Origin of the sequence: Rhizobium sp. Root149 (assembly GCF_001427345.1) — a bacterium.
GTDB lineage: Bacteria > Pseudomonadota > Alphaproteobacteria > Rhizobiales > Rhizobiaceae > Neorhizobium > Neorhizobium rhizoryzae.
Genome location: NZ_LMGD01000023.1, coordinates 133208 through 145322, shown reverse-complemented (window position 1 = coordinate 145322; position 12115 = coordinate 133208). Strand labels below are relative to the sequence as shown.

Annotated in this window: 10 protein-coding genes; all 10 read right to left on the bottom strand. The window is 59.9% G+C overall.

Features of this window, described 5'->3' with window-relative positions:
* Positions 1 to 5 precede the first annotated feature (5 nt).
* From ASD54_RS20530 to ASD54_RS20485, 10 genes are read right to left on the bottom strand one after another with little or no spacing between them, the layout of a single operon-like run.
* Entirely contained in the window at positions 6 to 791 is a 786-nt protein-coding gene (locus tag ASD54_RS20530; RefSeq protein ID WP_062556436.1) for a crotonase/enoyl-CoA hydratase family protein, read from the bottom strand.
* Complete coding sequence (locus ASD54_RS20525) at positions 788 to 1645, bottom strand: hydroxymethylglutaryl-CoA lyase (RefSeq protein ID WP_062556435.1); 858 nt, start codon at positions 1643 to 1645, stop codon at positions 788 to 790. Before ASD54_RS20525 ends, ASD54_RS20530 begins: the two co-directional genes overlap by 4 nt.
* Complete coding sequence (locus tag ASD54_RS26730; protein WP_062556434.1) at positions 1638 to 3590, bottom strand: acetyl/propionyl/methylcrotonyl-CoA carboxylase subunit alpha; 1953 nt, start codon at positions 3588 to 3590, stop codon at positions 1638 to 1640. The genes ASD54_RS20525 and ASD54_RS26730 overlap by 8 nt, the downstream gene beginning before the upstream one ends.
* A gap of 20 nt (positions 3591 to 3610) precedes the next feature.
* Positions 3611 to 5215: a carboxyl transferase domain-containing protein gene (locus tag ASD54_RS20515; protein WP_062556433.1), complete on the bottom strand. Its 1605-nt coding sequence runs from the start codon at positions 5213 to 5215 to the stop codon at positions 3611 to 3613.
* Between the two features lie 36 nt (positions 5216 to 5251).
* On the bottom strand, positions 5252 to 6415 hold the full coding sequence (locus ASD54_RS20510; RefSeq protein ID WP_062556432.1) for an isovaleryl-CoA dehydrogenase: 1164 nt from the start codon (positions 6413 to 6415) through the stop codon (positions 5252 to 5254).
* Positions 6416 to 6450: 35 nt separating this feature from the next.
* Positions 6451 to 7224: an enoyl-CoA hydratase gene (locus ASD54_RS20505; RefSeq protein ID WP_062556431.1), complete on the bottom strand. Its 774-nt coding sequence runs from the start codon at positions 7222 to 7224 to the stop codon at positions 6451 to 6453.
* A 22-nt stretch (positions 7225 to 7246) separates the two neighbouring features.
* Positions 7247 to 8389, bottom strand: coding sequence for an acyl-CoA dehydrogenase family protein (locus ASD54_RS20500; RefSeq protein WP_062556430.1), 1143 nt, complete (start codon positions 8387 to 8389; stop codon positions 7247 to 7249).
* Between the two features lie 22 nt (positions 8390 to 8411).
* Entirely contained in the window at positions 8412 to 9800 is a 1389-nt protein-coding gene (gene lpdA / locus ASD54_RS20495) for a dihydrolipoyl dehydrogenase (RefSeq protein ID WP_062556429.1), read from the bottom strand.
* 4 nt (positions 9801 to 9804) lie between these two features.
* Positions 9805 to 11097: a dihydrolipoamide acetyltransferase family protein gene (locus ASD54_RS20490; protein ID WP_062556428.1), complete on the bottom strand. Its 1293-nt coding sequence runs from the start codon at positions 11095 to 11097 to the stop codon at positions 9805 to 9807.
* A gap of 2 nt (positions 11098 to 11099) precedes the next feature.
* Entirely contained in the window at positions 11100 to 12113 is a 1014-nt protein-coding gene (locus tag ASD54_RS20485; protein WP_062556427.1) for an alpha-ketoacid dehydrogenase subunit beta, read from the bottom strand.
* Positions 12114 to 12115 lie beyond the last annotated feature (2 nt).

The window sequence follows — 12115 nt, the reverse complement described above, 5'->3', positions numbered from 1 at the left end:
CGGACTTAACTGTGATCCCAGTGGGGTTTACGCTTTTCGAAGAAGGCGGCAATGCCTTCTTTAGCCTCATCCTGCTCCCAGGCATCGGCCAGTGCGCTGATGCTTTCCTCGATCCGGTCAGCGTCGAGTGATCGGGAAAGCGAACGTGCCAGCGCCTTTGCAGACGCAACAGCACCCGGTGCCGTGGAAAGATAAAGCTCCGCCTCGGCAACTGCTTCGTTCATCAAGGCGTCCGCACTGACCACCCGCGACACAATTCCAAGTTCCACGGCTTCCAAGGCCGAGAACCGTTTTGCCGACATGAACACGCGTCGTGCCCGTCCCTCGCCCATGCGCGCCAGCACATAGGGGCCAATAGTTGCCGGAATGATGCCAAGCCGTGTTTCTGTCAGACCGAACAAGGTCTCCGGCGTCGCGAGCGCCACATCGCATATGCAGGCCATGCCCACACCGCCGCCAAAGGCGCTGCCCTGGATGGCGCCGATCAACGGCTGAGGCAGCCCGTTCAATGCGCCTAGCATGGTTGCGAGTTTGCGCGCCTCCGCCATGCGCGTTTCCCGATCAGCCTGCATTTGCTGGCGCATCCAGTCCAGATCGCCACCGGCACAAAATGTGGCTCCATCACCGGAGAGAATGACGGCCCGCCAGTCCCGCCGCTCCTGTGCGCTTGCCGCAAATTCCGTCAACTCCGCGATCATCTGTGCTGATAGCGCATTGCGCTTGTCAGGCCGGATCAGGCGAAGCTGCACAATACCGCGCGCATCGACCTCCACCTTGATCGTCTCGCTCATGTCCCGCTCCTCAGCGTTTTGGCGAAAGCAGCAGCATCATCAAGCGCATCGAGATCAAGACCGGTCTCGAAACCTGATGCAGCCAGATGCCGCGCCACGGCTTCCGTTGCCACATTGCCCGCCGCCCCCGGCGCATAGGGGCAGCCGCCCAAGCCACCGACAGAGGCATCGAATACCCGCAACCCCTTTTCCAGTGCCACGTCTATATTGCGGAGCGCCCGACCGCCGGTATCATGAAAATGCCCTGCCAGTTTTCGAGCCGGAACGACATCCAGCACAGCTTCCAGCATGGCTGCCACGGCTTGCGGCGTGCCGCGCCCCAGCGTCTCTCCAAGCGAGATTTCTTGGCAACCGAGTGCTGCCAACTTGCCAGCAACACGGGCAACCGGTTCGGGTTCAACACGGCCTTCGAAGGGGCAATCTGTAACAACTGACACATAACCGCGAAGGCGTAGACGAGCTGCCAGCGCTGACTCGGCTACCGGCTTCAAGCGTTCCAGGCTTTCGGCAATCGAGGTATTGAGATTGGCACGGCTGAAGCCTTCCGAGGCCGAAACAAAGATTGCCACCTCATCAGCACCGGCCAGCTTTGCAGCCTCGTATCCCCTCAGGTTCGGTGCAAGCACCGCATAGGACAGACCTTGGCGACGTGGAACACTCGCCATCACCTCTGCCGCATCTGCCATCTGCGGCACCCATCTGGGGCTGACGAAACTGGTGGCCTCGATCCGGCGAAACCCGCAGCGACTGAGCTTTTCGATCAGAGCCAGCTTATCGGCGGTTGGGATGACCCGCTTCTCGTTCTGCAGCCCGTCGCGCGGACCGACCTCATAAAGCTCCACCAATTCAGCCATGCGGCAAAGCCTCCGGCTCCAGCTGAACCAGCGGATCGCCCGCTGAAATCTGTGCACCTTCGGAAACGAACACCTCCGCGACACGGCCAGCACGCACGGCTTTCAGCGTGTGCTCCATCTTCATGGCCTCCAGAACACACAGAGGCTGACCGGCCGCCACCGTCTCCCCCGCTTGCACCAGCATGGCGCGCACCAGCCCCGGCATGGGGGCAAGCGTAACATCGCCGCCGGGACCAGCCGACTGATCGCGATCCAGCGGATCGTGCAGGCGGAAGCTCAAAAGGTGCCCAGACGAGTAGACGTGGAAACCTTCGGCTTCAACAACCTGCGCATCGGGTTGCCCTTCGAGAGACCAGCCGGAACCGCGGCGAATGGCGGTAAAGACATCGCCTTCAATTGATGCCTGTGCTTGATCGGGGTGAGTGAGTTGAAGCCTCACCTCCAGCATTTCTCCCGCCTCTTCCAGAGCAACACATTGCTCCAATGGAGCCCAGAGAGAAAATCCGGCAAGCGGATCGTTGGGAATTGCCGCAGCATGGAGAGCCGCCAAGCCTGCCATAGCCATCTCCCGCCTACGGCTCTCCGGCTTTGCCGTCAGCGCAGCAAGGTCTCTGGCAATCAAACCCGTATCGACTTCGCCTTTGGCAAATCCTTCATGACGGGAAAGCGCGGCGAGGAAGGTCAGGTTCGTCACCGTCCCAGCCACCTGCGCTTCATCCAAGGCGCGGGAAAGCTTTGAAAGCGCGATGTCCCGCGTCGGCCCATGGGTGATGATCTTGGCGATCATCGGATCGTACCAGGACGAGATCTCATCGCCGGTACGAACGCCGGTGTCGGCACGGCAGTTGGTGGGGAAAGCCAGATGCGCCAACCTGCCCGTTGAGGGCAAGAAACCGGCATCCACGTCTTCCGCATAAAGCCGGGCCTCGAACGCATGGCCGTTCAGCCGGATGTCGTCCTGAGTGAGCGGAAGCCGCTCGCCGCTTGCCACGCGCAGCTGCCACTCCACCAGATCGAGGCCTGTGATGGCTTCCGTCACCGGATGCTCCACCTGAAGCCGCGTGTTCATTTCCATGAACCAGAAGCGATCCGGGCGAAGCCCTTCAGACCCATCGACAATGAACTCGATGGTGCCAGCACCGGAATAGCCGATGGCCTTCGCTGCCTTGACCGCCGCCGATCCCATGGCTTCACGCATCTGGAGCGTCATGCCTGGGGCTGGCGCTTCCTCGATCACCTTTTGATGCCGCCGCTGGAGCGAACAATCTCGCTCGAAAAGGTGCACGGCATCTATGCCATCACCAAACACCTGCACCTCGATATGACGGGGTGCAGCGACATATTTCTCGATGAGAACGGCGTCATTGCCGAAAGCATTTGCAGCTTCCGCCTTGGCGGAGCGAAGCGCATCGGCAAATTCGCCAGCGCTTTCCACCCGCCGCATTCCCTTGCCACCACCACCGGCGACGGCCTTGATAAGTACCGGATAGCCGATGCGTTCGGCCTGCTGAGCCAAGAATGCACCGTCCTGATTATCCCCGTGATAACCGGGAACGACCGGAACGCCCGCTTTCTCCATCAGCGCCTTGGCCGCATCCTTCAAGCCCATGGCACGAATGGCGTCGGCGGAAGGACCTATGAAGACGAGACCGGCAGCCTTTACCGCATCGACGAAATCCGGGTTTTCCGACAGAAAGCCGTAGCCCGGATGGATGGCCTCCGCACCCGTTTGAAGCGCAGCAGCGATGATGGCATCACCCCTTAGATAGCTATCCTTGGGAGCTGCGCCGCCGATGCAGACTGCCACATCCGCCAGCTTTACGTGCAACGCATTTCGGTCGGCTTCCGAATAGACGGCAACCGTCGAGACACCCAGCTGGCGTGCTGTCTTGATGATGCGGCAGGCAATCTCACCGCGATTGGCAATCAGGATCTTGCGAAACATTGTTCTCTCCCCTTTTGCCATCACATTCGGAACAGGCCGAACCGGGTTTCCCCGATTGGCGCGTTCAGGCTGGCGGAAAGTGAAAGGGCAAGAACCTCACGCGTCTTGCGCGGATCCACGATCCCATCGTCCCAGAGACGTGCCGAGGCATAAAGCGGGTGGCTTTGCCGCTCGAACATATCCAGTGTCGGGCGCTTGAACTCGGCTTCTTCCTCTGCGCTCCAGCTACCACCCTTGCGCTCTATGCCTTCGCGGCGAACGGTGGCCAGAACACTCGCGGCCTGCTCCCCGCCCATGACCGAAATTCGCGAATTCGGCCATGTCCATAAAAAGCGGGGCGAGAAGGCACGACCCGCCATGCCATAATTTCCCGCCCCGAAAGAGCCGCCCACAAGCATGGTGATTTTCGGTACGGCAGTCGTCGCCACCGCCGTCACCATCTTGGCACCGTGGCGGGCAATACCTTCGTTTTCGTATTTCCTGCCCACCATGAAGCCGGTTATGTTTTGCAGGAACACCAGTGGAATGCCGCGCTGCGAACATAGCTCCACAAAATGTGCGCCCTTCTGCGCACTTTCGGAAAAAAGCACGCCATTGTTGGCGACAATCCCGACGGGGCACCCCATGATATGGGCGAAACCGCAGACCAGCGTTTCGCCAAAGCGCGCCTTGAATTCATCAAAGCGGCTGCCGTCCACTACGCGCGCGATCACCTCACGAATGTCATAGGGCGTGCGCAGGTCGGCAGGTACTACATCCAGCAGTTCTTCCGGATCATAGGCTGGAAGTTCCGGCGCCTGCCATTGAACGGAATGCTGCTTCTGCCGGTTGAGATTGGCAACGGCGCGGCGGGCAAGCGCCAGCGCATGGGCATCGTCTTCCGCCAGATAGTCCGCCACGCCGGAAAGGCGCGTATGAACATCGCCACCACCCAGATCTTCCGCACTGACGACCTCGCCGGTCGCAGCCTTCACCAGCGGTGGACCGGCCAGAAAGATCGTACCCTGATCCCGCACGATGATGGAAACATCCGACATGGCAGGCACGTAAGCACCGCCCGCCGTACAGGACCCCATGACAACCGCGATCTGCGCCATGCCCTTGGCGCTCATCTGCGCCTGATTGAAGAAGATGCGGCCAAAATGATCGCGATCCGGGAAGACCTCATCCTGGTTCGGCAGGTTCGCGCCGCCGCTATCCACGAGGTAGATGCAGGGCAGATTGCAAGCCTCGGCAATCTCTTGCGCCCGCAAATGCTTCTTCACCGTCATCGGGTAATAGGTGCCACCCTTCACCGTCGCATCATTGGCGACGACCATGACGTCCTGCCCCTCGACACGGCCGACACCTGCAATCAGGCCAGCCGCAGGTGCAGCACCCTCATACATGTCATGCGCAGCCGTTGCGCCAACCTCCAGAAAGGGCGATCCGATATCCAGAAGGTTGGCCACGCGCTCCCGCGGCAGCATCTTACCGCGATTTGCATGCCGCTTGCGCGCCTCCTCGCCACCCCCTTGCGCAGCAAGTTCCGCAGCCGCGCGAATGGTTTCCAGCATGGCCAGATGCGCAGCACGGTTCTTTTTCGCGCTCTCCGATCCAGCAATATGTTGGGATTTCAATCTCATCGGCTCCTCCAGCCGTTACACCACAGGCAAGCAGGTTCAGGCCATGGCGGCCATCAACTCCCGGCCAATCAGCATGCGGCGAATTTCGGATGTGCCAGCCCCAATTTCCATTAGCTTCGCATCGCGGAACAGACGGCTCACCACGCTATCACTCAAGAAGCCCGCCCCGCCCAGCGCCTGCACGGCCTGATGGGCCTGCACCATGGCCTGCTCACTGGCATAGAGCACGGCGCCTGCCGCATCCTGCCGCGTGACCGTGCCGCGATCGCAAGCCTTGGCGACCTCATAGACATAGGCGCGCGCAGTATTGAGGCTCACATACATATCGGCGATCTTGCCCTGCATGAGCTGGAAATTGCCGATCGGCTGGCCGAACTGCTCTCGGGTTGAGACATAGGGCATGACCTCATCCAGACAGGCCGCCATGATGCCAAGCCCGATGCCGGACAGCACCACACGCTCGTAATCCAACCCAGCCATCAGGACACGAACACCGCGGCCTTCTTCGCCAAGTACATTTTCGAAAGGCACTTCCACGCTGTCGAAAATCAGTTCCGCCGTATTTGAGCCGCGCATGCCCAGCTTGTCAAAATGCGGGCTGGTGGAAAAACCCCTCATGCCCTTTTCGATGATGAAGGCGGTGATGCCCTTCGATCCTGCCTCCGGGTCAGTCTTGGCATAAACCACCAGCACATCGGCGTCAGGGCCGTTGGTGATCCAGTATTTGTTGCCCTTCAGAACGTAATGACCGTCGCGCTTTTCGGCCCTGAGCTTCATGGAGACGACATCCGACCCCGCGCCCGGCTCCGACATAGCCAGCGCGCCGACGTGTTCACCGGAAACAAGCTTCGGCAGATACTTCTGTTTCTGAGCTTCAGAACCATTCAGCTTGATCTGGTTGACGCAAAGATTGGAATGGGCACCGTAGGAAAGGCTGATGGAGGCGGAGGCACGCGCAATCTCCTCCACCGCCACCGTGTGCGCCAGATACCCCATGCCCGCACCGCCATAGGCTTCATCCACGGTGATGCCGAGCAAGCCCAGTTCCCCCATCTCCTTCCAGAGTTGGTTCGGGAAACTATTGGAGCGATCCACCTCGGCAGCCAGCGGCTTTACCCGTTCCTGCGCCCAGGCCTGAACGGTTTCGCGCAATGCCGCGACATCCTCTCCCAGATCGAAGCTCATCGTAGCGTGAAACATGAAGTCTCCTCCCTTCCCGTTCACGATACCGCCAATCAGCGGTTCTTGAATTCAGCAGGCCTGCGCGCCACGAAAGCGGCCATGCCTTCGGAGCGATCTTCCAGGGCAAAGGTGGAATGGAACAGGCGGCGCTCGACCAACAGCCCTTCGGCAAGTGTTGTCTCAAAGGCGCGATTGACTGCTTCCTTTGCCATGGCCGCCACCGGTTGAGACATGCCAGCCACAACCGTTGCGACCTTGACCGCCTCTTCCACCAGATCCACCGCCGGGAATACGCGGCTGACGAGACCGCAACGTTCTGCTTCAGCAGCATCCATCATGCGACCTGTCAGAACCATATCCATGGCCTTGGACTTGCCAACGAAGCGCGTCAGCCGCTGCGAACCGCCCATGCCGGGAATAGTGCCGAGCTTGATTTCCGGCTGGCCGAACTTGGCCGTATCCGATGCCAGAATGAAATCGCACATCATGGCAAGTTCGCAGCCACCGCCCAGCGCAAAGCCCGACACGGCAGCAATGATTGGCTTGCGGCGGTTGGTAAACAGCGACCATTCCGAAAACTTGTCGGTGACGGCCACATCCTGAAACGTCAGCGGCTGCATTTCCTTGATATCAGCGCCCGCCGCGAAAGCCTTTTCAGAGCCGGTCAGAACAAGGCACCCGATGCTGTCATCGGCATCCGCCTCGGCCGTAACGGCGATCAATTCCTGCGCGACGGTGGAATTCAAGGCGTTCAGGGCTTCAGGGCGGTTAAGGCGGATCAGAAGCACGCTATCGCGGCGTTCCGTCAGAATGGTTTGGTAGGTCATGGTGTCTCTCCCTTCGGCCCGCTTACGCCTGCGCAATCACAGTGCGCGCCACGATCAGCCGCATGATTTCATTGGTACCTTCCAGAATCTGGTGAACGCGAAGATCGCGCACGATCTTCTCGATTCCGTAGTCTGCCAGGTAGCCATAACCACCGTGCAGTTGCAGCGCGCGGTTGGCAACATCAAACCCGGCATCCGTCACATGCTTCTTGGCCATGGCGCAAAGCTGCGTTGCTTCCGGTAGCTTCGCATCGAGTGCTGACGCTGCACGCCACAGAAAGGTGCGAGAAACTTCCAGATCAATGGCCATTTCTGCCAGCGCAAACTGCAAGGCCTGGAACTCGTTCAGCTTCTGGCCGAAGGCCTTGCGCTCATTGGTATAGGTAACAGCCTTATCGAGTGCCGATTGCGCGCCGCCAAGCGAACAGGCGGCGATGGAGGTGCGCCCGCCATCCAGCGCTTCCATGGCCAGTTTGAAGCCGGCTCCTTGCGGCCCCAGCATGGCATCGGCCTTCACGCGCACCTTATCGAGTATGACTGTGCGGGTTGGCTGGGCATTCCAGCCCATTTTCTTTTCATTGGCACCGAAGGAGAGACCGGCGGCATCCTTCTCCACCAGAAAGGCAGAAACCCCTTTGGCACCGGGACCACCGGTGCGGGCCATGACGACATAGAGATCTGTCGCGCCCGCGCCAGAAATGAACATCTTCTGGCCGGTCAGTAGATAATCATCGCCATCACGCTCAGCCCGGGTCGTCAGCGCAGCCGCATCCGAGCCGCAGGAGGGTTCCGTCAGGCAATAGGAGGCCAACAATTCGCCGGTGCAAAGACGCGGCAGATAGGCGGATTTCTGTACCTCGCTGCCATGCTTGTCGATCATGCTCGCGACCATGTTGTGGATCGAAACATAGGCGGAGAAAGCCGGGCACCCCTTCGCAAGCGCTTCATAGACGAGCACCGCTTCCACCCGGCCGAGGCCGGAGCCACCATGTGCATCGGAAACCATGATACCGCCGAGCCCGAGCGCCATGGCACTCTTGAGCACATCCACCGGAAAATGCTTGGCCTGATCCCACTCGATCGCTTGCGGTGCGACTTCATCCTGGGCAAAGGCTTCCGCCATTTCGCGAATGGCCGCCTGCTCTTCCGTCAGCGAAAAATCCATGGGTCTCCTCCTCATTCCACATCTAAGCGTGCAGTCCCCTGCCCAATCCGGCCAGTGCGGCCTCCTGCACCGTTTCTCCAAGCGTCGGGTGCGCGTGGATCGTCGCGGCAATATCAGTCAGCGTGGCGCACATCTCCAGCGCAAGCGCGAACTCTCCGGCAAATTCGGAAACTCCAGCACCCACCGCCTGAATGCCAAGAACCAGACCGTCAGATTTTTCATGCACAATGCGCACGAAACCATCCGTGCGCTCCAGTGTCATGGCGCGACCATTGGCCCGCAGCGGATAGGTTGCCACCGCCGCCTCCGCATTGACCGTTCGCGCCTCCTCCGGCAGTTGGCCAACCACAACGATTTCGGGATCGGTGAAGCAGACGGCGGGAATGGCGCGTTTGTCCCAGTCAACTGCTTCCCCCGCAATCACCGCAGCTGCAATCTCCCCTTGCGCCATGGCGCGATGGGCCAGCATGGGTTCGCCGGTCACATCACCTATGGCATAAACGCCGCGCATCGATGTCTGGCACTTGCCGTTGATCTTTATGTAGCGGCCTTGCATATCGAGTCCCAGATCGGCAGCACCGCATTCGGCAACAACAGGGCGCCGGCCGACCGTGACAAGAACCTTCTTGGCGGCGATCTTCAGTTCGCCATCCGCCGTCTTTGCCCGCAGCACCCCGCCTTCATAGCCTTCGGCTTGCGCATTGAGATGCACCTCGACGCCCAAAGCCTTCAGCCGCGTCAGAACAGGCTTTGAAAGTTCGGCGTCATATTGCGGCAGGATCTGAGCCCTGGCTTCCACGATCGTCACCTTCGCCCCGAGTTTTGCGTAAGCCGTGCCGATTTCGAGCCCGATATATCCGCCGCCGACAATCGCCAGCGTTTCCGGTACCTGTTGAAGGGAAAGTGCCTCAGTGGAGGAAAGGATATCGCCACCGAACGGCAGCGATGGCACCTCAATCGGAGCCGAGCCGGTCGCAATCACCAGATGCTCACACGAAACACGGGAGAGACCTTCAGCCGTTTTCAACTCGATGGTCTTGCCATCCAGAATGCGTGCTTCACCGTCAATCTTGCGAACCCCGGCCTTGCGGAGCAGGCCACCGACGCCGCCGGTCAGTTGGCGAACGATTCCATCCTTCCATCCCATCGTTTTCGAAAGAGCGATCTTCGGCGAGGCGGTTGCAATCCCCAGCGGAGAATGGCCGGTTGCCGCCTCCGCGACAGCGTGAAATTGCTCTGCGGCATGGATCAAAGCTTTGGAAGGGATACAGCCTACGTTAAGGCACGTTCCGCCGGGAGCAGCCTTTTCCACGATGATCGTATCAAGCCCTGCCTGACCGGCGCGGATGGCGCAGACATAGCCACCCGGACCGGCACCCAGCACCAGCACTTTGCATGAAAGATCGGTCATTCCATCAATCCTTCATGAAAATCAGGGCAGGAGTTTCGAGCAATGTCTTCATCCTCTGAACGAAGACTGCCGCGTCCCATCCGTCAATTATGCGATGGTCGAAGCTGGCTGAAATATTCATCATGGTGCGCGGCACGAAGGCGCTGCCGTTCCAGCTTGGGCGTACTGCCATGCGGTTGACGCCGAGAATGGCAACCTCCGGCTTGTTAATGATCGGTGTCGTGGCAATCGCCCCCAACGGCCCAAGGGATGTGATAGTGATCGTGGAACCGGAAAGCTCTTCCCGCTTCGCCTTGCCCTCCCGGCAGGCGTCCGAAAGCCGGGCTATTTCGCCTGCAAGCTGATAGGGCGAAAGCGCCTGTGCGTTGCGCACCACGGGCACCATGAGCCCTGCTTCCGTCATCGTCGCAATGCCGATATGCACCGCAGTGGAATAATGGACTTCCTCGGCCTCATCGTCGTAACGAGCGAATATTTTCGGGCAGCTTTCCTTGGCTTTGACCAGCGCAGCCGCGATGAGTGGCAAGATAGTGAGCTTCGGCTTGTCGCCGCGCGTCTCATTGAGCTTGACGCGGAGTGCCTCGATCTCGGTCACATCTACTTCTTCCACAACAGTGATGTGCGGGATGGTGGCATTTGCCTCGCTCATGCGCTTGGCAATCATGCGGCGCAGGCCGACCACTTTCACAGTTTCCACTGTTTCCGGCCGAGGCGGATTGCGTGGCTGTGCCTGACCAGCGTTCTGGAACAGGTGATCCAGATCGGCATGGGTAATGCGGCCTGCCGGCCCGCTGCCTGCAACCTGGCGAAGGTCTATGCCAGCCTCCTTTGCCCTTGCCCGTACGGCAGGGGAAGCAAGTACTGCGACACCTTCTGCACGCGGCGGCGTGGCTGTTGAGGTGAGTGCGCTTGGCCGGGTCTCAACCACCTTCAGCGAAGGTGACGCTTTCAGCGGGCAGCTTTCCGTCTGCGCCGCGGTACTGGATGTCGAAGCTGGAGCAGGCTGAGCCTCAGCAGGAGCGAGCGAGGGAGCGCCATCATCGTCCCCGCCTGCACTTTCATCTTCGATACGGATGAGATCCGAGCCGATGGCCAGCGTCTTGCCGACTTCGCCGCCGATCCAGATGACCTTGCCGCTATAGGCTGAGGTGATTTCGACCGTCGCCTTGTCTGTCATGACGGCTGCGATCGGATCATCCTCTCTCACAAGATCGCCGGGCTTGACGAGAATTTCAGTAACTTCAGCTTCCGTGACACCTTCGCCCACATCCGGCAGGCGGATTGTTCTGATACCCATGATCAAGCCTCCATCACTGCTTGAAGAGCGCGACAGACGCGCTCCTGTCCGGGGAAATAATCCCACTCCAGTGCATGCGGATAAGGGGCATCCCAGCCGGTTACGCGCTGAACCGGCGCTTCAAGATGGTAGAAGCAAGCCTCCTGCACGATGGCGATGATTTCTCCTGCCAGACCGGAGGTCTTTGTGGCTTCATGAAGGACGACACAGCGCCCGGTCTTGCGAACGGATTCCTCGATGGCTTCTAGATCGAGCGGCAGAAGCGAGCGCAGATCGATGATCTCCGCATCGACGCCAAGCGTATTCACCGCAGCTTCCGCAACGAAAACCATCGTCCCGTAGGTGAGGATCGTCACTGCCGAACCTTCCCGGTGAACGCGCGCCTTGCCGATGGGAATCGAATAGTGCCCTTCCGGCACCTCGCCGAGCGCATGGTTTTTCCAGCTTTGCGCCGGGGCCTTGTGATCACCGTTGAAGGGGCCGTTATAAAGCCGCTTTGGTTCCAGAAAGATCACCGGATCGGGATCTTCCATGGCGGAAATCAGCAAACCCTTTGCATCATGCGGCGTGCAGGGCTGCACCACCTTCAGGCCCGCGACATGTGTGAACAAGGCTTCCGGGCTCTGGCTATGGGTCTGGCCCCCAAAGATGCCGCCACCTGTCGGCATGCGGATGACGATGGGACAAGAAAACTGCTCGTTGGAGCGATGGCGAATACGCGCCGCTTCCTGCGTGATCTGGTCATAGGCCGGATAGACATAGTCAGCGAACTGGATTTCCACGCAGGGTTTCATGCCTTGCGCCGCCATGCCGATGCCCAGACCGACAATAGCGCTTTCGTTGATTGGCGTGTCGAACACGCGCTCCTCACCATACTTCTTCTGCAAACCGGAGGTGCAGCGGAAAACGCCGCCGAAATAGCCTACGTCCTCGCCAAAAATGACGATCTGCGGGTCGCGGGCCAACATTACATCCATGGCGTCACGAAGGGCTTCAATCATCGTCAGTTGCGCCATGG